Genomic DNA, 20,148 nt, shown 5'->3' on the forward strand with positions numbered 1-20,148 from the left:
AACACATTGGAACACGCACCCCCCCATCCGTCAACATCACAATCCAACAAAGAGCATCAACAGGAGTGTTCAATTACTGAACACGTCGGCGTAGGTTCCGCTCTGGATCAGTTCACGCGACGAAGCGAGTACTTATGCAAACCCCCACATATCAGTCCATGCAACTGGCCGCCGAGCTACGACTCCCCACGAACGGGCTCGACTACACGATCCTCGGTATCTACTTCGCCGTCGTCCTCGGCATCGGATTCGCCGCCCGCCGGTCGGTGAAGACCAGCCTCGACTTCTTCCTCTCCGGGCGCTCACTGCCCGCCTGGATCACCGGCCTCGCGTTCATCTCGGCCAACCTGGCCGCCACCGAGATCCTGGGCATGGCCGCGAACAGCGCGCAGTACGGCGCCTACACCGTGCACTGGTACTGGATCGGCGCCATCCCCGCCATGGTCTTCCTCGGCCTGGTGATGATGCCCTTCTACTACGGAAGCAAGGTGCGCTCGGTCCCCGAGATGCTGCTGCTCCGTTTCGACAAGTGGGCACACATCCTGAGTTCGGTCCTGTTCGCGTTCGCCGCCATCCTGATCGCCGGTGTGAACCTCTACGCCCTCGCCATCGTCGTCGAGGCGCTGCTGGGCTGGCCGCAGTGGGTGGCGATCGTGGTCGCCGGCGCCTTCGTGCTGGCGTACATCACGCTCGGCGGCCTGTCGTCCGCGATCTACAACGAGGTGCTGCAGTTCTTCGTGATCCTCGCGGCGCTCATCCCGATCGTGGTGCTGGGCCTGAAGAAGGTCGGCGGCTGGGGCGGGCTGACCGACAAGCTCACCGCGAGCCACGGCGCGAACTTCACCACCGCGTGGGGCGGCACCGGCATCGGCAGCTCCAACCCGCTGGGCGCGAACTGGCTGACCATCGTGCTCGGCCTCGGTTTCGTGCTGTCCTTCGGCTACTGGACGACGAACTTCGCCGAGGTGCAGCGAGCGCTGTCCGCGAAGAACCTCTCCGCTGGCCAGCGCACCCCGCTGATCGCCGCGTACCCGAAGATCTTCATCGTCTTCCTGGTGATGATCCCGGGCCTGGTCGCCGCCGCGCTCGTGCCGAAGTTCGGCACCCCCGCCTCCGGCTACCAGTACAACGACGCCATCCCCTACCTGATGCAGGAACTGCTGCCCAACGGCGTCCTGGGCATCGCCGTGACCGGTCTGCTCGCCGCCTTCATGGCGGGCATGGCGGCCAACGTGTCGTCCTTCAACACCGTGTTCACCACCGACATCTGGGCCCGGTACGTGGTCAGGGGCCGCGAGGACGGCTACTACGTCCGCTTCGGCCGGCTGATCACGGTGGTCGGCGTCTGCGCCTCGGTCGGCACGGCCTTCCTGGCGTCGTCGTTCTCGAACATCATGAGCTACCTCCAGACCCTGTTCTCCTTCTTCAACGTGCCGATGTTCGCCGTCTTCATCGTCGGGATGTTCTGGAAGCGCGCGTCCGCCAAGTCCGGCTTCTGGGGCCTGCTCACCGGCACCGTGGCCGCGATGGTGAACTACTTCGTGATCTACAAGAGGGGGATCATCGACATCCCCTCCGACCAGGGCGCCAACTTCGTCTCCGCGATCGTCGGCTTCGTCGCCGGTGCGGTGGTCATGGTGGTCGTGTCCCTGTTCACCAGGCCCAAGCCGGCCGAGGAACTCCAGGGCCTGGTCTACGGCACCACCTCGCCCGGCGTGGCCGAGCCGCCCGCCGCCGGCGACGACGCCTGGTACCGCAGGCCCACGCTGCTGGGCTGGGGTGCGGTCGTGCTGGCTGCCGCCTGCTACATCCCGTTCTCGTTCTGACCGCGGGAGGATTGAGACACCATGGCTGAGTTTTCCGAGCACTCCGAGCACGACGTCCACCGGGAAGTCACCGAACTGGAGGGCAAGTCCGCGACCGCCGCGCGCATCTTCGACCTGCGGCGCATCATCGGCGGTCTGTTCGTGTTGTACGGCGTCATCGTCACGATCGCCGGGATCACCGACGGTCAGGCCGCGATCGACAAGGCGCAGGGCGTCAACATCAATCTGTGGACCGGGATCGGGATGCTGTTGCTCGGCATCTTCTTCCTGGCCTGGCTCCGGCTTCGGCCGACGCCTCCGCCCGTTCCTCCGGAGGAGGGGGCGGAATAGCGCCGTACGACCCGGGCTCGTGTGCCGTCCGCGGGTGTGTGGGGGCTGGTCGCGCTCACGCGGCGGCAGCCGCATATCGACACAGCCCCGCGCCCTCAAAGGAGCGGCTGCTCCGAAGGTGAGGTCACCGGGCCGGCTCGGTCCAGCAGACCCGTTCGTGCCGCCAGGGCCGCTGCCTCCAGGCGTGATCCCACGCCCAGTTTCATCAGGACCCGCTGGACGTGGGTGCGCGCGGTGCTGGGGGCGATGCCCATGCCGGCCGCTATCAGGCGGGTGTCCTCGCCGTCGGCGACCCTGACCAGGACCTCGACCTCGCGCGGGGTGAGCATCTGGAGCAGGCGCTGGCCCTCGTCGTCCGGTTGGGCGGCGGGGTTCAGGAGCTCGCTGAAGGCTCCTTGCAGGAGTTGCGGGGCCACCGCCGCCTCGCCCGCCCTCGCCTTCATGATGGCGCGCTCCACGCCCTCTATGCGCTCGTCATGGCGTACGTAGCCCGAGGCACCGGCGGCGAAGGCGGCGGCTATGCCGCGCGGGCTCGGTACCGGGCCCAGCACCAGGACCGCCACCTGCGGACGCTCCCGCTTGATCTTCACCACCGGGTCGAAGATGCCCGGCTCGGCCGGGGTCGCAGTACCCAGCAGGCACACCTCCGGCGCGCGGGTGATCACCAGCTCCGCTGCGCCCGCGGCAGGCGCCGCCGCGGCGAGCACCCGGTGCCCCCGCAGCTTCAACGCCGAGGCCAGCGCCTCGGCGAGCAGTCGGTGGTCGTCGACCACCATGAGCCGCACTCCCATCGAGTAACCCCCCAGTCCCCCCGATGGATCCCCATGGATGCCGCACTATGGATGCCCACCGGTCCGCGCGGACAGGAGCCCCCTCCCGGCTCCCCCGCTCTTCATGCCCCCGGAAGCTACACGCTTGTTCGACATTGCGCTCCCCCTACCGGTGAGAAGTGCCCCTGATCGACGGAATTTCTGGCTTTCCGCGCATTCGAGGGTGATGGGCGGTACGCGCACGGCCCCGCCCCTGACCAGGGACGGGGCCGTGGCCGCCGAGCAGTGGTTCAGCCGCCGGCGCCGAGCGCGAGCGCCAGGACCTTCTCCCCCGAGACCGAACTCGACAGCTTGTCGGCGAACTGGCCGGCCATGTACAGGTGGCCCTGCGAGTAGAGGATCTCGGAGTAGTCGGGTGACAGGGTGCCCTCCAGGTTCCGCACCGACCCCGCCGCCGGGTTCTCCAGCAGCTTGGTCTCCTTGAAGGAGCCGCCGTCGATGCTGACGATCTGGCCGCCCTTGTTGTACGGAGGGCGCTTGTACGCGATCACGTTGCCGCCGTCCATGCGCAGCGGGGTGATCGTGTAGCCGTCGCCGGCGTCGGCGCGCTGGCCGTTCTGCTTGCCGGAGTCCAGGTCGAAGGCGACGATCTCGTTGGTCTGGCTGTAGTTCTCGGTGCCGTCGTGCGCCTCGGTCGGGAGGTACAGCCTGCCGTTGCCGACCGCGACACCCGTGCAGTGTTCGAGCTCGGAGATCGCGTCGCAGCGGGCCGCGTAGTCCTTGCCCGGTGCCGAGATGCGGGTGATCAGCTTGCCGGTCTTGTTGTCGATGGAGAAGAAGTCCGAGATCTCACTGCCGTCGCCCGCGCTGTGGCCGACGTCGGCCGCCACGACCAGCGGGTTCGTCGACACGACGGCGGCGTACTCGATGCCGGCGGCCAGCTTGTACTCGGAGATCGTCTTCCCGGACTTCGGGTCGATGGTCTGGATGTGCAGCTGCGGGTCGTCGAACGAGCCGCACTTGAGCACCGCGACCAGCTTCTCGCCGCCGCCGTAGCCGGCGTCGATGCAGGTGTCCTTGGGCTTCGGCGCCCACAGCTGTCTGCCGGCGGCGAGGTCGAAGGCGACGCCGCCGTAGTTGCCGCCCGCGGCGACCGTGTTCGCGCTGACGGTGACGTTCTCGAACGTCATCGCCTGGCCGCTGGATTCGAGCGACTTCGTCCACAGCTTCCTGCCCGCGTCCAGGTCGATCGCCGCGACCTGGCTGCACCCCGCCGACCTGCCCTTCGGCGGCATCCGGGGCTGGAAGACGACGGCGGTCCGGTCGTCGTCGGTGGTGTGCGTGCTGACCGTGCAGACCGGGCCGGGCAGCTTGATCGTCCACAGCTTGCTGCCCTTGTCGAGGTCGTACGCGTTGATCTCGGCGACGCCGCTCTTCACGTACGCCTTGTGCGTGAGCCAGGAACCGGACACGACGGTGGTGTCGCCGACGTGCGGCATCGGGACCTTGAACAGCATCTTCGCGCCGGTGTCGGCGGGCACCTTCTCCTCGCCCTTGGCCGTGCTGCCGCCGGTGCCTCCGGTGCCGCCGCCCCCGGTGCCGCCACCGGAGCTCGCTGTGTCGTCCTTCTTGCCGTCGTCCTTGCCGGACGAGGCGTACCAGACGCCGCCGGCGACGAGCAGCGCGACGGCGACGACCGCCGCGAGGATGATCAGTGCCTGCGCGTTGCCCTTGCGCCCGCCGGCGGGCGACCCGGGCTGCGGGTGCGGCGGCACGGGCGGCTGCGGGTAGCCGTAACCGGGCTGCTGGCCGTAGGGGTTGGGCGCCTGGCCGTACGGTGGCGTGGGCTGTGCGTAGGGGTTGGGCTGCTGCGGCGGTTGGCCCTGGGGCGGTTGGCCCTGGGGCGGTTGAGGCGCCTGCGGGTAGCCGTATCCGGGCTGCTGCGGAGGCTGCGGCGCCTGGGGATAGCCGTATCCCGGCTGCGGGGGTGGCTGCGGTGGCCGCTGGTCCTGGGGCGGGCCGAAGCCGCCCTGCTGCGGGGGCTGGTGGGGCGGCGGGGGCTGGGTCATGGGGTGGGTACCTCGTGAGCGGACGGCGGGGACGACGGGGTGTGGGGAGAGGTCACTTGCCGTAGGCGAGCATCAACTTGCCCTTCGAGTCGTCGTTCCCGCTGATCCGGGTGGGCGAGAGATAGAAGCGTCCGTCGACCCAGTCGAAGGTCTTGGTGAAGAGTGCGCTCTCCAGGCCCGCCGTGCTCTGCGGGTTCTGCAGCAGCGTCACCGGCGTGTGGCTGGAGCCGCTCGTCGCGATCGACACGACCCGGCCGCCCGCGTCGTACGACGGCTGCACATAGGCGATGAGCCTGCCGCCCTCGACCTTGACCGGCAGCATCGACTCGTCCGCCGGGGACTTGACGCGCCACTTCTCCTTGCCGCTCGCGAGATCGATCGCGACGATCTCGTTCGGCCCGGTGGTCGCGTCGGTCGGCAGGTAGAGGGTGTTCGCGTCGGCCGTCACGCCCTTGCATGCCTGGAGGTCACGTTCGAGGAGCGTCCAGCCGCACTGGGGGGCGAAGTTCTCGTCGACGCGGACCTGGGAGCGGAACTTGCCGTTCGCGCCGAAGGTCGAGATGTTCCAGGCCTTCTTGTCCTGGTTGGTGCTGTAGACGACCAGCGGGTCGACGGAGTACGTCCGCGTGACCGACCAGCCCTTGTCGAACTTCTGCGTCCACTTGGCCCGGCCGGTGGCCGGGTCGAGCTCCTGGATCTCGTCGTGCTCGTTGGGCTCGCTGGCGTCGCAGGTCGCGACGGAGATCAGCCTGCTGCCGCCGGCGAACGCGGTGGGGAAGCAGGCGCTGCCGTACTTCTTCTTGTCGAACAGCTTCTTTCCGCTGTCGATGTCGTACGCCACTCCGGACTGCGAGCGGCCCACCAGCACCGTCCGGCCGGTGACGGACAGGGAGATGTCGAGGGTGCTGTCGAACAGCGCGCCCTCGGGGAGCGTGCCGCTCCAGCCCTTGTCGCCGGTGCTCAGGTCGAGTTGCTGGAGCTGGTTGCACTTGGCGCGCTGGCCGGTGCCGCTCTCGTAGGCCACCACGATCTTGTCGTCGGCCGACTTCTGCGGGGTGACCGCGCAGATCTTCTGCGGGAAGGTGACGGTGTCCCAGGCCGGGCTGCCGTCGGCCACGTCGTAGGCGAAGACCTGCTTGTAGGCCGCCTTCACGGCCGCCTTGTCGGTGATCCACATGCCGGGTGCATCGGCGCCCGCACCGGGCGCGTCCGGCGGCGACTTGTACCAGAGCACCTTCGCCTCGCCCGCCTTGCGGCCCGAGTTGAGGCCCTCCGGGTCGGAACCGCCGCCGCTGCCACCGGAGTCGCCCGAGCCGGTGGCGGTGGGCTTCGCGTCGTCGCTCTGCCCGGCGACCGGCTTCTTGTCGTCGCCGCCCCCGCTCGTCACGGCGTAGACGGTGCCGCCGATGACGGCCAGCGCGGCGACGGCCGCCGCGATGACCAGGCCCGGCTTCCCCTTGAAGGGGTTGCCGGAGCCGGGCGGCGGGGTGCCGGGCGCACCGGGGTACTGGGGCTGCGGCGGATAGCCGTAACCGGGCTGCGCGCCGTACGGGCCGGGCTGCTGCGGTTGGCCGTACGGACCGGGCTGTCCGTAGGGGCCGGGTTGGCCATAGGGGCCTGGCTGTTGGGGATAGGAGCCCGGCTGACCGTAAGGGCCCGGCGGTGGGCCCTGGGGTGGTGGGGGCGGGGCCCCGAATCCGCCCTGCGGCGGCTGGTTCGGCGGCTGGGTCATCAGCGCGTTCCCCCGTTCATCACTGATTTTTAGCCACGCCCTGAGGTGCGTAAAAGACTCAGAGTCGTACTCAGAAAGTTCTCAGACGGCTCTTTGTATCACCCGCCACTGACAGCGCAGCGGGCCGGTTCAGCCCCTGTTCCCAAGGGAGAACCGGCCCGTGATACCGCCGTTATGGGCCTTCACGCGGCCTTCACGCGTCTTCGGCGAGTTCCAGCCAGCGCAGCTCCAGGTCCTCGCGCTCGCCCGCCAAGTCCCGCAGCCGGGCGTCGAGTTCGGCCACCTTGGCGAAGTCGGTGGCGTTCTCGGCGATCTGGGCGTGCAGCTTGGTCTCCTTCTCGGAGACCTTGTCCAACTGCCGCTCGATCTTCTGGAGTTCCTTCTTCGCGACGCGCTGGTCGGCCGCGCTCTTCTCGGCGGCGGGCCTGGCCGCGACGGGGGCGGCGGCCGCGACCGCCTCCTCCATCCTCTGCCGCCGCTCCAGGTACTCGTCGATGCCGCGGGGCAGCATCCGCAGGGTGGCGTCACCGAGCAGCGCGAACACGCGGTCGGTGGTGCGCTCGACGAAGAACCGGTCGTGGGAGATGACGATCATCGAGCCGGGCCAGCCGTCGAGGACGTCCTCCAGCTGGGTCAGGGTCTCGATGTCGAGGTCGTTGGTGGGCTCGTCGAGGAAGAGGACGTTGGGCTCGTCCATGAGCAGACGCAGCAGCTGGAGCCGGCGGCGCTCACCGCCGGACAGGTCGCCGACCGGCGTCCACTGCTTCTCCTTGCTGAAGCCGAACGTCTCGCACAGCTGCCCGGCGGTCATCTCCCGCCCCTTGCCGAGGTCGACGCGCTCGCGGACCTGCTGCACGGCCTCCAGGACCCGCAGGTTCGGGTTCAGCTCGGCGACCTCCTGGGAGAGGTAGGCGAGCTTGACGGTCTTGCCGACGGCTACCCGCCCGCCGACGGGCTGCGTCTCGCCCTCGGTGCGCGCGGCCTCGGCCATGGCCCGCAGCAGGGAGGTCTTGCCGGCGCCGTTGACGCCGACCAGGCCGATGCGGTCGCCGGGGCCGAGCTGCCAGGTGACGTGCTTGAGCAGCACCTTGGGGCCGGCCTGGACAGTGACGTCCTCCAGGTCGAAGACCGTCTTGCCCAGCCGGGAGGAGGCGAACTTCATCAGCTCGGAGCTGTCCCGGGGCGGCGGGACGTCCTTGATGAGCTCGTTGGCGGCCTCGACCCGGAAGCGCGGCTTCGACGTACGCGCGGGTGCCCCGCGCCGCAGCCAGGCCAGCTCCTTGCGGACCAGGTTCTGCCGCTTGACCTCCTCGGTGGCGGCGATCCGCTCGCGCTCGGCACGCGCGAAGACGTAGTCGGAGTAGCCGCCCTCGTACTCGTAGACGTCGCCTTTCTGCACATCCCACATGCGCGTGCACACCTGGTCCAGGAACCAGCGGTCGTGGGTGACGCAGACGAGCGCCGAGCGGCGCTCGCGCAGATGCCGGGCGAGCCAGGAGATGCCCTCGACGTCGAGGTGGTTGGTCGGCTCGTCGAGGACGATCAGGTCCTGTTCCTCGATGAGCAGCTTGGCGAGCGCGATACGGCGCCGCTCGCCACCGGAGAGCGGCGCGATGACCGTGTCGAGGCCCTGTGGGAAGCCCGGCAGGTCGAGCCCGCCGAACAGGCCGGTCAGCACGTCCCGGATCTTGGCGTTGCCCGCCCACTCGTGGTCTTCCATGTCCCGGATGACCTCGTGCCGGACGGTGGCCTGCGGGTCGAGGGAGTCGTGCTGGGTGAGCACGCCGAGGCGGAGCCCGCCGGAGTGGGTGACCCGCCCGGTGTCGGCGTCCTCCAGCTTGGCCAGCATGCGGATCAGGGTGGTCTTGCCGTCGCCGTTGCGCCCGACCACCCCGATCCGGTCGCCTTCGGAGACGCCGAGGGACACGCCGTCGAGCAGGGCACGAGTGCCGTACACCTTGCTGACGTTCTCGACATTGACCAGATTGACGGCCATTACGCTCCTGCCCAGGGGCTGTGCTCGACATGCGGCTCCGCCGCGGGGGTCAGCCTCCCAGCCTAATGTGCGCCGGTCGGTGACCGATCCCGCGGCGGATCACCGCAGGTCAGCGGGCTGCTGCCGCCCTGACCTCGGCGAGGAGGCCGTACATCGTCTGCCCGGGGCACTCGGTGTCGAAGTAGTCCCGGTGGCCGCCGATGGTGTTCGTGTCCTTCTTCACGCCGTTCACGGGGTTGGTGTAGGTGACCTTCGCCTGCGGGTCCAGGCCCTTGATCCGGCAGATCACCTTGATCAGGCGGATCAGGGAGGCCTTGGCCGCGTCCGTGGGGGCCTTGTCCTGGAGGGTGCCGATCAGGGCGATCCCGAGGTTGCCGGAGTTGTAGCCCACGGAGTGGAAGGCGGTCACGAGGTCGCCGTCCTCGTTGAAGGCCGGGATGCCGTCGTCGCCGGAGTAGCGGCCCTCGTAGACGGTGCCGGACTCGTCGATGAGGAAGTGGTAGCCGATGTCGCCCCAGTCGTTGGTGATCGCGTGGTACTCGTAGATCGCGCGGACGGTGGCGGCCGGGTCGGGGTCGTCGTTCGGCGTCGCGGTGTGGTGGACCGTGAGCACCTGCAACGGGTAGTACTTCTCGGGCGAGTTGACCTTGCCGTCCTTGTACCGCTTGGACTCGTCGGCACCCCAGGCCGGACGCGAGAGGTAGCGGACGCCCCGCATACGGGTCGGCTCGCTCGGCACGTGGAAGGTACGGCCGGGGCCGTCGGTGCAGTCGATCGCCAGCGAGTGCAGGGCGGAGACGTCGCTCGCGGCCTTCACGGCGTACGCGGTGGCGTTCCGGGCGGCGACCAGGGCCGTGCCGCCCTCCTCGACGGCCGCGCAGCCGCTGGTCAGGGTCTGCCAGGCGCCGTCCGCGAGCTTGATGGCGGTGCCGTCCTTCGCGCCGGACCAGCGCACCCCGACGTAGGAGGCGGCGAAGGCGGTGGTGGCCTCGCCGGTGCCGGTGGCGGCCTCGGTCCGGGTGGCGGGGAACTTCTCCGGAGTCGTACCGGAGCCGCCGGAGCCGGAGCCGGAGGTGGAGCCGTCACCGTCGCCGGAGCCGGAGCCGGTGGCCGCGAAGACCGCCGGGGTCACGGCGGCCGCGCCGGCCACGGCGGCGGCGGCACCGATCGCGCCGCGACGGGACAGAGAGCGCTTCCTGCGATGGGCGGGGGTGGGCGTGGGGGATTCGGACACGTGCGTGACCCTTCGGCTGTGCAGATGGCGTAGGCGCGCCACACCGGGCGCTTGAAAGCTCAACCGACCCTATTGGCACCACCCGCCCCATCAGTACTGCGATTGCAGTACATCCGCGTGGAAATCCGGCTCTTCCGTGTGAAGATCGGGCGAAGATCGTGTACGGCGCCACCCGTCCGGATTCCGTGTGATCGGCGCCGAGGCGGGGGCCGGCCCGCGCCCGCCGGCCGCGCGTACGCCCACCGGCATGTCGTCGCGCGTCAGGTTCCCGGGGAGGAACACGGCGGCCGTCACACCGCCGTTCGGCGAGGACCGGAGCTCGACCCGCAGCCCCTGCGTGGACCTTGCGGCCGGCCTCGGCGAGGGCGTCCTCGTTCAAGCCGGAGCCGCTGTCCTCGACCTCGATGGGCACACCGTCCCAGTTCGGCCAGGAGGTGGATCACGTCGGCGACCGGGCCGCCCACCAAGGACACCTCGGGCACCGCGCAGGCCGTCGGACGACGGCCTTCAGCCGCCGATCACCGTCGCGCCCGCCGCCGGCCCCGACGCCGTACGGACCGTCCGGCAGGTGCCCGAACTGCGCAGTGTCTCCGCCACCTTGGCCGCCGACTCCGGGTCCCGGGCGAGGAAGGCCGTGGTCGGGCCCGAGCCGGAGACCAGCGCGGCGAGGGCGCCCGCGGCGGTCCCTGCGGCGAGGGTGCCGGCGAGCTCGGGGAAGAGGGAGAGGGCGGCGGGCTGCAGGTCGTTGGAGACGGCCGCGGCGAGCGCGTCGGGGTCGCCCTTCGCGAGGGCGCGCAGGAGTTCCTCGGAGGCGACGGGCTCGGGGATGCCGATCCCCTCCGAGAGCCGGTCGAACTCGCGGAAGACGGCCGGCGTGGACAGCCCGCGGCCGGCCATCGCGAACACCCAGTGGAAGGTGCCGCCGACCTCCAGCGTGCGCAGCTGCTCGCCGCGCCCGGTGCCCAGTGCCGCCCCGCCCACCAGACTGAACGGCACATCGCTGCCCAACTCGGCGCAGATGGCGAGGAGTTCGGCCCGGGAGGCGCCCGCCTGCCACAGCGCGTCGCAGGCCAGCAGCGCGCCCGCGCCGTCCGCGCTGCCGCCCGCCATGCCGCCGGCGACCGGGATGTCCTTGGCGATGTGGATGTGCACGGCGGGCTCGATGCCCCGCCGCCCGGCGAGCGCGATCGCCGCGCGCGCCGCCAGATTCGTCACGTCCAGCGGCACCTGGTCGGCGTCCGGCCCCTCGCACGTCACGCGCAGCTCGTCGGCGGGCGTCACGGTCACCTCGTCATGGAGGCCGACCGCCAGGAAGACGTTGGCCAGGTCGTGGAAGCCGTCGGGGCGGGCCGCACCCACCGCGAGCTGGACGTTGACCTTGGCGGGGACGCGTACGGTGACGCTCACTGGTGACCGGGCTCCTTGTTCGCAGTGTTCTCGGCGTGCTCGGCGGGCTTGGCGTGCTCGGCGTGCTCGGCGATGCGCGCGAACTCCTCGACCGTCAGGGCCTCCCCGCGCGCCTGCGGCGACACCCCGGCGGCCACGAGGGCAGCCTCCGCCGCCGCGGGCGACCCGGCCCACCCGGCGAGCGCGGCCCGCAGCGTCTTGCGCCGCTGGGCGAAGGCCGCGTCGACGACCGCGAACACGTCGCGCCGCGCGGCGGTGGTCTTGAGCGGCTCGGTGCGCCGGACCAGCGAGACGAGGCCGCTGTCGACGTTCGGCGCGGGCCAGAAGACGTTGCGGCCGATGGCGCCGGCCCGCTTGACCTCGGCGTACCAGTTGGCCTTCACGGACGGGACGCCGTACACCTTCGAGCCGGGCGCGGCGGCGAGGCGGTCGGCGACCTCCGACTGGACCATGACGAGGGTGCGTTCGATGCTCGGGAAGGTCTCGAGCATGTGCAGCAGCACGGGCACGGCGACGTTGTAGGGGAGGTTCGCGACGAGCGCGGTCGGGGCGGGGCCGGGCAGCTCGGTCACGCGCATCGCGTCGGAGTGCACCAGCGCGAAACGGTCGGCGCGCTCCGGCATCCGGGCCGCGACGGTGGCGGGCAGCGCCGCGGCCAGTACGTCGTCGATCTCGACGGCGGTGACGCGGTCGGCCACCTCCAGCAGAGCCAGGGTGAGGGAGCCGAGCCCCGGGCCCACCTCCACCACCACGTCGTCCGGGCGGACCCCGGCGGTGCGGACGATACGGCGGACCGTGTTCGCGTCGATCACGAAGTTCTGACCGCGCTGCTTGGTGGGGCGGACACCGAGGGCTGCCGCCAGTTCGCGGACGTCGGCGGGGCCCAGGAGGGCGTCGGGGGCTGGGCTGCTGCTCACGGCGACAAGGGTACGTGGCGGCAACCGAGCGGTTCGCTCGGTGCCGCGATCGGCCGTCGACCGCCTGCGGGCCGGTGGGGGCTGATCGCGCCCACGCGGCGGAGCCGCATATCGACACAGCCCCGCGCCCCTACGGGGCACGACCTGCCGCCGCTCAGCCGTGCCGCCCCAGGGGCGCGGGGAACCGCGCGACAAGCCACGACGCGCCCGCGGCGAACCACGGCCCGCACCGCCGTGCGGCCGCGCCCCTCACCCGTGCAACCGCGCCCCGCAATGCGGCCAAGGGCTCGCCCCCCGGCGTACGTACAGCTTCTTCGCTCGGAGTGTCTGCTCCTCCGGGGACGCGTCCTCGGGGCGTCCGCTGCCGCCGAGGCTCTGCCAGGTGCGGGACTCCAGCTGGTAGAGGCCGCCGTAGGTTCCCGAGGGGTCGACGGCGTGCGGACGGCCGCCCGACTCGCAGGCCGCGAGGCCCTTCCAGTTCAGGTCGTCGGCGCCGCGCACGGACGTCGGGAGCGGCTTCGTACCCACCTTGACGATCTGCGGCTGCGGCTCGCGCACCACCTCGGAGTCGGTCTGACGGGGCTTCTGCCTGACCCCGTTGACGATGCGCAGGGAGTACGTGATCCGCCGCAGGCCCGGCTGTCCCACGCGGTCGACGACCTCCGTGCCCTTGAACAGCCCTGGGTCGTCCGCCCGCTTCACCTTGAACGGGATCTCCTCCTCGCGGACCTCCTTGGTGCCGGTGACCCGCAGCACGGTGACGGTCTGCCCGTCGCGCGGGAAGCTGTCCGCCGGTACGGAGGTGGTGTCCTCGCCCTGCAGGGAGATCCCGGCCTCCTCGACGACCTCCCGCACGGTCGCCGCGTTCGTACGGACCGTGCGCGCGTGGCCGTCGGCCATGACCGTGACCGACCGCTCGGTGCGCACGTCGAGCGAGAGCCCGGCGCGTCCGATGTGCCGGGAGCGCGCGGCGGACAGATACGCGCCCTGGGCCCGCACCCCCATCTCCTCGAGCGCCTCCTGCACCGTGTGCGCGGTCGTCCACACCTCACGCCGGTGTCCGTCGATGGTGAGCCGCACGGGGCGCCCGTACTGCACCACGATCTCGTCGCCGCTGCGGATCGCGGTGCCGGGGCCGGGCGCGATCACGTCGTGCGACCCCACATCGACGCTCTCCTGTCCGAGCAGTTCGGTCACGTCGTCGGCGAAGGTGTGCAGGGTGCGCGGCTTGCCGTCGACGTTCAGCTCGATGGCCTTGTCCTTGGCGACGAAGGCGGTGGTGCCGCCGGCCAGGAAGGCGACGACCAGCGCCTGCGGCAGCAGCCGGCGCATCGAGCCGTCCGGGAGCTCGATGGGCCGCGCCCTGCGCCGGCGTGCGGCCCGGCGCCTGCGTCCGGTTCCGGTGCGCGCGGCGGGCTCGGGCTCTTCCTCGTCGGCCGCGCTCCCCACCTGCCGCGGGAGCGTCGGCTCGGGTGGCTGGGCCGCCTCGTAGGCGGGCCGGTACGTGTCCTCGTACGTCCCGGGCACCCCGTAGGCCAGGGTCTGCGCGCTGTGCACGTCGTAGGCGCCGTACGCCGGCGGGTACGCCGGGTCGTACGCCTCATGCGTCCCGTACTGCGAGTACTGCGAGTACTGCGAGTTGCTCACGCCGACACGCTCCAGGGGCCGTAGGGGTCCAGAGGGGTCCGGATCGGGCACCAGAACCTAGCGGAGCCCGTATCACTCTCCAAAGCGGCGTCGCTACACAGAGTGGCCAAGGGGGCGGCGGCGATCCCACCGCGGTGTTATCGGAGGGTTATGAACGACCACGCTCAGTAGTCGAAAGCGCGGGCCGTGTTCGCCGCGAGGGCTGTCGCCAGCGCGTCCTCGTCGATGCCCCGCACGTCGGCCATGGCGCGCACCGTGACCGGAATGAGATACGGGGCGTTGGGCCGTCCGCGGTACGGCGCCGGTGTCAGGAAGGGCGCGTCGGTCTCCACCAGGACCAGCTCCAGGGGGGCCACGGCGAGCGCGTCCCGCAGATGCCGGGCGTTCTTGAAGGTGACGTTGCCGGCGAAGGACATGAAGTACCCGGCGCGGGCGCACACCTGGGCCATGTCGGCGTCCCCGGAGTAGCAGTGGAACACCGTCCGCTCTGGGGCGCCCTCCTCCTTGAGGATGCGCAGCACGTCCGTGTGGGCGTCGCGGTCGTGGATGACGAGGGCCTTGCCGTGCCGCTTGGCGATCTCGATGTGGGCGCGGAAGGAGGTTTCCTGCGCCTCCTTGCCCTCGGGGCCGGTGCGGAAGTAGTCGAGGCCCGTCTCGCCGACGCCCTTGACCTGCGGGAGCGCGGCCAGGCGCGCGATCTCGGCGAGCGCCGTGTCGAGCGCCGCCGTGCCCCCCGGCTCGCGCGCGCCCTGCCTGGACCAGCCGTCGGGGTCGCCGTGGACGATGCGCGGCGCCTCGTTGGGGTGCAGGGCGACGGCCGCGTGGACGGCGTCGTACAGTCCCGCCGTCTCGGCGGCCCACCGCGAGCCCCGAACGTCGCAGCCGACCTGCACGACCGTCGTCACGCCCACCGAAGCGGCCTTCGCGAGAGCCTCCTCGACCGTGCCCGACTGCATGTCGAGGTGGGTGTGGGAGTCGGCGACGGCCACCCGGAGGGGTTCCGGGAGGGGCGGGGCCGGGTGCTTCTCGCTGGGGGAGCTGGAGGAGGGCATGCTCCGATCCTACGAAAGGGGCATGCCCGCCCCGCCGCCGGAGCTGTCAGCTCGCCTTGCGGTGGAAGGGGTGGAGGAGATCGGAGAGATGCCAGTGGTGGTCCCGCTCGCCGGCCTCGGCGCCCTCGGCTGCGGGCTCCTGGGTCTCTGCCTGCGGTGTCCGCCGCTGCTGCTTGTACACCGCGTCACGCACCGACGAGACCTGCCCGGGCCGCATGATCCGTACGACATGGCTGTCACAGTTCGTGCACGTCGGCTTGGACAGCGGGGACGGAACGATCTGTCCCTCGGCCACGTACATCACGAACTCGTGGCCCTCGGCGTCGTGGTGGTGCTCTATCTCGTACGACTGCTCCCAGCCGTGCCCGCAGCGCATGCAGGCGAAGGAATAGGACTCGTGTACGACTGGGTTCGCCGCGCCGCGGAGGCCGGACTGCCCTGAGATCTCGCTCATGCCAGCTCCTCTTGATCTGCTGGACCAAGGGACGGATACGTCCCTTCAACCAGTGGACGCCTCCTGCGGAGCGAATGCATCAGCCCTGTCGTCTGTTGGAGCCGATTTGGATTTTCCTTGCCATACCGGCCTCGGCAAGGGGGTCTGGGCTTTGCTTTCCACGGCCTTGCTTTGCCTGTTTGGGGGGCGCCTGCTCAGGCGAGATGCGCCCTGCTCAGAGGGGGTGTGGCTCGCTTCACGAAAGCCTCACGACCCACTCGCCGAATGGGCATTCTTCGCGGCCACAACCGCGTCGAACACCTCCCTTTTGGGCAGCCCCGCCTCTGCCGCGACCGCCGCGATGGCCTCTTTGCGGCGCTCCCCCGCCTCCTCCCTCACGCGCACCCGCCGCACCAGCTCGGCGGCGTCGAGTTCCTCGGGCCCCTTCTCGGGCGCGCCCTCGACCACGACGGTGATCTCGCCGCGCACCCCCTCCGCGGCCCAGGCGGCCAGCTCGCCGAGCCCGCCCCGCCTGACCTCCTCGTACGTCTTGGTCAGCTCCCGGCAGACGGCGGCCCGCCGCTCGGTGCCGAAGACCTCGGCCATGGCGGCCAGGGTGTCGTCGAGGCGGTGCGGGGCCTCGAAGTAGACGAGGGTCCGCCGCTCCTCGGCGACCTCCTTCAGGCGCGTCAGCCGCTCCCCCGCCTTGCGCGGCAGGAAGCCCTCGAAGCAGAACCGGTCGACGGGCAGCCCGGACAGCGCGAGCGCGGTGAGCACGGCGGACGGGCCGGGCACGGCGGTGACCCGGACGTCCTTCTCGACGGCGGCGGCGACCAGCCGGTACCCGGGGTCGGACACGGAGGGCATGCCGGCGTCCGTGACCAGCAGCACACGCGCACCGCCGACCAGTTCCTCGACGAGTTCGGGCGTACGGGCGGTCTCGTTGCCCTCGAAGTACGACACGATCCGCCCCCTGGGCGTGACGCCCAGCGCCTGCGTCAGCCGCCTGAGCCGCCGTGTGTCCTCGGCGGCGACGACATCGGCCCCCGCCAGCTCCTCGGCCAGCCGGGGCGGCGCGTCCGCGATGTCGCCGATGGGGGTGCCTGCGAGTACGAGGGTTCCGGTCACGCCCCCATCCTCCCAGGGGCACACGGATGGGGACGCATCCGATCCCTTACCGCCCATGCACGCGACTCACACAGAACGGTTCCCTACGATGGCGCGGTGACCAGTACCGCGTCCTCCCCGGACACCCGGCAAGGCCAGAGCCCGCAGGACCAGCGGCCGTCGTGGCAGCAGCGGCTGCGCCGTTTCGGCTACACGGCCGAGCCGAGAAGCGACGTCCGCGAGCGTCTGGTGCCGCCGTACGTGCGGACCGGCCCGCGGGTGTGGCAGGTGCTGGGAGCGCCGCCGCTGCTCGCCGAGCGGATCACACGCTGGTCGGCCTGGGGCGGCCCGCTGCTCGTCACGCTGATGGCGGGCCTGATGCGGTTCTGGCACCTGGGCAGCCCGAAGGCGGTGATATTCGACGAGACGTACTACGCCAAGGACGCCTGGGCACTCGTCCACCGCGGCTTCGAGGTCAACTGGGACAAGAACGCCAACGACCAGATCCTGGCGCTGAACGGACACGTCACGATCCCGACGGACGCGGCGTACGTCGTCCATCCGCCGGTCGGCAAGTACGTCATCGGGCTCGGGGAGCTGATCTTCGGGTTCAACCCGTTCGGCTGGCGCTTCATGACCGCGCTGCTGGGCACACTGTCGGTCCTGATGCTTTGCCGCATCGGCCGCCGCCTCTTCCGCTCGACCTTCCTCGGCTGCCTCGCGGGCGGGCTGATGGCGGTCGACGGGCTGGCCTTCGTGATGGCCCGCACCTCGCTGCTCGACGGTGTGCTGATGTTCTTCGTGCTGGCCGCGTTCGGCTGCCTGGTCATCGACCGTGACAAGTCCCGGGAGAAACTCGCGGCCGCGCTCCAGCCGGACGCCGACGGCCGCGTCCGCCCGGACGCGTACATCGCCGAGACCACCAGCCTGGGCCCGCGCCCGTGGCGCTGGCTGGCGGGACTGATGATGGGCCTGGCCATCGGCACCAAGTGGAACGGTCTGTACATCCTGCTCGCGTTCGTCCTGATGGCGATCCTGTGGGACATCGGCGCGCGCAAGGTGGCGGGCGCCGGGAACCCGTACAAGGCGGTGCTGCCGGACGCGGCGATCACCTTCGTGGCCACGGTCCCGGTCGCGATCGTCACCTACCTGGTCTCCTGGACCGGCTGGATCCTCTCCCCCACCAACGGCAAGGGCGGCTACTTCCGCAACTGGGCCGCCACCGACGGCAGGGGCGGCCACTGGACCTGGCTGTTCCCGGACTGGTGGCGCAGCCTGTGGCACTACGAGCACGAGGTCTACGAGTTCCACCGCCACCTGCACTCGCCGCACACGTACATGTCCAACCCCTGGAGCTGGATCGTCGACGGCCGCCCCGTCTCGTACTTCTACGAGTCCCCCTCGCCGGGCAAGGACGGCTGCCCCGTCGACGCGGGCCAGAAGTGCGCCCGCGAGGTCCTCGCGATCGGCACCCCGCTGCTGTGGTGGGTGGCCTGCTTCGCGGTCCTGTACATCCTGTGGCGCTGGCTGCTGCGCCGCGACTGGCGGGCGGGCGCCATTGCCTGCGGTATCGCGGCCGGTTATCTGCCCTGGTTCCTGTACCAGGAGCGGACGATCTTCTTCTTCTACGCCGTCGTCTTCGTGCCGTTCCTCTGCCTGGCGGTGGCGATGCTGCTGGGCGCGATCATCGGGCCACCGGGGTCGAGCGACATCCGCCGAGTGGCGGGCGCGACGGGCGCGGGCGTCCTGGTGCTGCTGATCGCCTGGAACTTCATCTACTTCTGGCCGCTGTACACCGGGATCGCCATCCCGATCGACGACTGGCGTTCACGTATGTGGATCGATACCTGGGTATAGCGGACCCGCCGGGTCTCCGATCGGACAACATACGGAAACACCCCTCACAGCTCCCCCTCACGCCACATACAGTGCGAGCACCAACGGGGAACGGGGAGGGGGGCCCTTCATGGGCAAGGGGGTCAAGGTCACCGTCATCAGCAGCGTCTTCGCTGTGATGGTGGGCGGCGCCGGATACGGCGCGTACAACATCGTGTCCGCGCTGAACGGCGACGGGGGGTCGGACGGATCGGCGTCCGTGAAGACCGGTCCGCCGAGCGGCGACGAGATCAAGGAGACGTCGGCCAAGTTCTTCGCGGCCTGGGAGAAGGGCCAGGCGGCCCGGGCGGCGACGTACACGAACAACGACACGGCGGCCGAACCGCTGCTGACCGCCTACGACAACACCGCGCACATCACCGCGGTGAAGATCACGCCGGGCACGGCGAAGGGCGCGACGGTCCCTTACACGGTCAAGGCAACGGTGTCGTACGAGGGCAGGTCGAAGCCCCTGACCTACCGGAGTGAGCTGACCGTCGTCCGCGGGAAGACCACCGGGCGGGCCCTGGTCGACTGGCAGCCGTCGGTCGTCCATCCGCAGCTGCGGAAGGGCGACACCCTGGTCACCGGCGAGGCGGCGAACCCTCCGATCGAGGCCGTGGACCGGGGCGGGGCCGCGCTCACGAAGGAGAAGTACCCGTCGCTCGGCCCGATCCTGGACGCCCTGCGCGACCGCTACGGCGACAAGGCGGGCGGGGTCCCCGGCATCGAGCTGTCGATCAAGCACGCGGCCCCGGACACGGCCGACACCTCGCTGCTCACCCTCACCAAGGGCAGAGCGGGCAGACTGCAGACCACGATCAGCGCGAGTGCGCAGGCGGCGGCCGAGACCGCGGTGAAGAAGTTCGCGCAGTCCTCGCTGGTGGCCGTCAAGCCCAGCACCGGTGAAGTACTGGCGGTGGCCAACAACCGCAAGGACCAGTTCAACGCGGCCTTCGAGGGGCAGGTCGCGCCCGGCTCCACCATGAAGATCATCACCGCCGCGATGCTCATCGACAACGGCGTGACCTCGATGAACGGGCCCGCGCCCTGCCCGCCCACCGCCACCTGGCAGAGCCAGACCTTCACCAACCTCAAGAACATGCCGCCAGACGAGAAGGCCACGCTCGCGGGCAGCTTCCTGCGCTCCTGCAACACGGCCTTCATCAAGCTCATCGACGAGAAGCCGCTCACCGACTCCTCGCTGACGACGGAGGCCCAGGACCGGTTCGGGCTCGGCCGGGACAACTGGAAGACCGGCATCGTCTCCTTCGACGGCAAGGTCCCCGCGGTGAGCGGCCCGGACCGCGCGGCGAACGCCATCGGCCAGGGCCAGGTCCAGATGAGCCCGCTGAACATGGCGTCGGTCACCGCGACCGCCATCACCGGCGACTTCCGGCAGCCGTACCTGGTGTCGCCGAAGCTCGACGACCGTCAACTGGCCACCGCGAAGGGCCTGTCCGCGGGCACGGCAGCGCAGCTGAAGCAGATGATGCGGCTCACCGCGACCCAGGGCACCGCCGCGCAGGCGATGGCCGGGCTGCGCGGGGACTTCGGCGCGAAGACCGGTTCCGCCGAGGTCGACGGACAGGCCGTGTCCAACAGCTGGTTCACGGGTTTCCGGGGTGACATCGCGGCGGCGGCCATGACCGAGGAGGGCGGCCACGGCGGCACGGCGGCCGGGCCGATTGTCGCAGCTGTGCTACGGACGGGCTCCTGAAGTCACCCGTTGAGGAAGGGACTCTAGGCTGTT

Annotated in this window: 15 protein-coding genes; 4 read left to right on the forward strand and 11 right to left on the reverse strand. The window is 70.6% G+C overall.

Translation table 11 applies throughout. The annotated features are described in order from the left end of the window. Positions 1 to 134 precede the first annotated feature (134 nt). Entirely contained in the window at positions 135 to 1,826 is a 1,692-nt protein-coding gene (locus LJ657_RS18280) for a sodium:solute symporter family protein (protein WP_232649679.1), read from the forward strand. A 21-nt stretch (positions 1,827 to 1,847) separates the two neighbouring features. Next, entirely contained in the window at positions 1,848 to 2,156 is a 309-nt protein-coding gene (locus tag LJ657_RS18285) for a hypothetical protein (protein WP_232649680.1), read from the forward strand. Positions 2,157 to 2,251: 95 nt separating this feature from the next. On the opposite strand, the gene LJ657_RS18290 is transcribed toward LJ657_RS18285, so the two are convergent. From LJ657_RS18290 to rsmI, 11 genes are all read right to left on the reverse strand, one after another. After that, positions 2,252 to 2,947 (reverse strand): helix-turn-helix transcriptional regulator, encoded by a 696-nt coding sequence (locus LJ657_RS18290; RefSeq protein ID WP_232649681.1) that lies wholly within the window; start codon positions 2,945 to 2,947, stop codon positions 2,252 to 2,254. A gap of 269 nt (positions 2,948 to 3,216) precedes the next feature. Next, on the reverse strand, positions 3,217 to 4,995 hold the full coding sequence (locus LJ657_RS18295) for an outer membrane protein assembly factor BamB family protein (RefSeq protein ID WP_232649682.1): 1,779 nt from the start codon (positions 4,993 to 4,995) through the stop codon (positions 3,217 to 3,219). Positions 4,996 to 5,047: 52 nt separating this feature from the next. Continuing rightward, the gene (locus LJ657_RS18300; protein ID WP_232649683.1) at positions 5,048 to 6,727 is read right to left on the reverse strand and encodes an outer membrane protein assembly factor BamB family protein; all 1,680 of its coding nucleotides are present in this window, start codon (positions 6,725 to 6,727) and stop codon (positions 5,048 to 5,050) included. Between the two features lie 193 nt (positions 6,728 to 6,920). Further along, positions 6,921 to 8,723, reverse strand: a complete 1,803-nt coding sequence (locus LJ657_RS18305) for an ABC-F family ATP-binding cassette domain-containing protein (RefSeq protein WP_232649684.1) — start codon at positions 8,721 to 8,723, stop codon at positions 6,921 to 6,923. Between the two features lie 109 nt (positions 8,724 to 8,832). Beyond that, positions 8,833 to 9,957, reverse strand: coding sequence for a peptidoglycan recognition protein family protein (locus LJ657_RS18310; protein WP_232649685.1), 1,125 nt, complete (start codon positions 9,955 to 9,957; stop codon positions 8,833 to 8,835). A gap of 507 nt (positions 9,958 to 10,464) precedes the next feature. Then, entirely contained in the window at positions 10,465 to 11,364 is a 900-nt protein-coding gene (locus LJ657_RS18315) for a 4-(cytidine 5'-diphospho)-2-C-methyl-D-erythritol kinase (RefSeq protein WP_232649686.1), read from the reverse strand. Beyond that, complete coding sequence (rsmA, locus tag LJ657_RS18320) at positions 11,361 to 12,281, reverse strand: 16S rRNA (adenine(1518)-N(6)/adenine(1519)-N(6))-dimethyltransferase RsmA (RefSeq protein ID WP_232649687.1); 921 nt, start codon at positions 12,279 to 12,281, stop codon at positions 11,361 to 11,363. Before rsmA ends, LJ657_RS18315 begins: the two co-directional genes overlap by 4 nt. Before the next feature lie 249 nt (positions 12,282 to 12,530). After that, complete coding sequence (locus LJ657_RS18325; protein WP_308117060.1) at positions 12,531 to 13,928, reverse strand: resuscitation-promoting factor; 1,398 nt, start codon at positions 13,926 to 13,928, stop codon at positions 12,531 to 12,533. Positions 13,929 to 14,092: 164 nt separating this feature from the next. Beyond that, entirely contained in the window at positions 14,093 to 14,980 is an 888-nt protein-coding gene (locus LJ657_RS18330) for a TatD family hydrolase (RefSeq protein ID WP_232649688.1), read from the reverse strand. 46 nt (positions 14,981 to 15,026) lie between these two features. Further along, entirely contained in the window at positions 15,027 to 15,434 is a 408-nt protein-coding gene (locus tag LJ657_RS18335; RefSeq protein ID WP_232649689.1) for a hypothetical protein, read from the reverse strand. A gap of 246 nt (positions 15,435 to 15,680) precedes the next feature. Beyond that, entirely contained in the window at positions 15,681 to 16,541 is an 861-nt protein-coding gene (rsmI, locus tag LJ657_RS18340) for a 16S rRNA (cytidine(1402)-2'-O)-methyltransferase (protein ID WP_232649690.1), read from the reverse strand. 96 nt (positions 16,542 to 16,637) lie between these two features. Here rsmI and LJ657_RS18345 point away from each other — a divergent pair, with 96 nt between their 5' ends. Together LJ657_RS18345 and LJ657_RS18350 are read left to right on the forward strand one after the other, a co-directional pair. After that, a complete protein-coding gene (locus tag LJ657_RS18345) occupies positions 16,638 to 18,377 on the forward strand; it encodes a dolichyl-phosphate-mannose--protein mannosyltransferase (protein ID WP_232649691.1) in 1,740 nt (579 codons plus the stop codon). 109 nt (positions 18,378 to 18,486) lie between these two features. Then, positions 18,487 to 20,115 (forward strand): penicillin-binding transpeptidase domain-containing protein, encoded by a 1,629-nt coding sequence (locus tag LJ657_RS18350; RefSeq protein WP_232649692.1) that lies wholly within the window; start codon positions 18,487 to 18,489, stop codon positions 20,113 to 20,115. Positions 20,116 to 20,148 lie beyond the last annotated feature (33 nt).

Origin of the sequence: Streptomyces guryensis (assembly GCF_021261325.1) — a bacterium.
Classification (GTDB): domain Bacteria; phylum Actinomycetota; class Actinomycetes; order Streptomycetales; family Streptomycetaceae; genus Streptomyces; species Streptomyces guryensis.

Coding starts and splice junctions, on each gene's coding strand:
- LJ657_RS18280 (WP_232649679.1), top strand. CDS start 135: ATGCAAACCCCCACATATCAGTCCATGCAACTGGCCGCCGAGCTACGA.
- LJ657_RS18285 (WP_232649680.1), top strand. CDS start 1,848: ATGGCTGAGTTTTCCGAGCACTCCGAGCACGACGTCCACCGGGAAGTC.
- LJ657_RS18290 (WP_232649681.1), bottom strand. CDS start 2,947: ATGGGAGTGCGGCTCATGGTGGTCGACGACCACCGACTGCTCGCCGAG.
- LJ657_RS18295 (WP_232649682.1), bottom strand. CDS start 4,995: ATGACCCAGCCCCCGCCGCCCCACCAGCCCCCGCAGCAGGGCGGCTTC.
- LJ657_RS18300 (WP_232649683.1), bottom strand. CDS start 6,727: ATGACCCAGCCGCCGAACCAGCCGCCGCAGGGCGGATTCGGGGCCCCG.
- LJ657_RS18305 (WP_232649684.1), bottom strand. CDS start 8,723: ATGGCCGTCAATCTGGTCAATGTCGAGAACGTCAGCAAGGTGTACGGC.
- LJ657_RS18330 (WP_232649688.1), bottom strand. CDS start 14,980: ATGCCCTCCTCCAGCTCCCCCAGCGAGAAGCACCCGGCCCCGCCCCTC.
- LJ657_RS18335 (WP_232649689.1), bottom strand. CDS start 15,434: ATGAGCGAGATCTCAGGGCAGTCCGGCCTCCGCGGCGCGGCGAACCCA.
- LJ657_RS18350 (WP_232649692.1), top strand. CDS start 18,487: ATGGGCAAGGGGGTCAAGGTCACCGTCATCAGCAGCGTCTTCGCTGTG.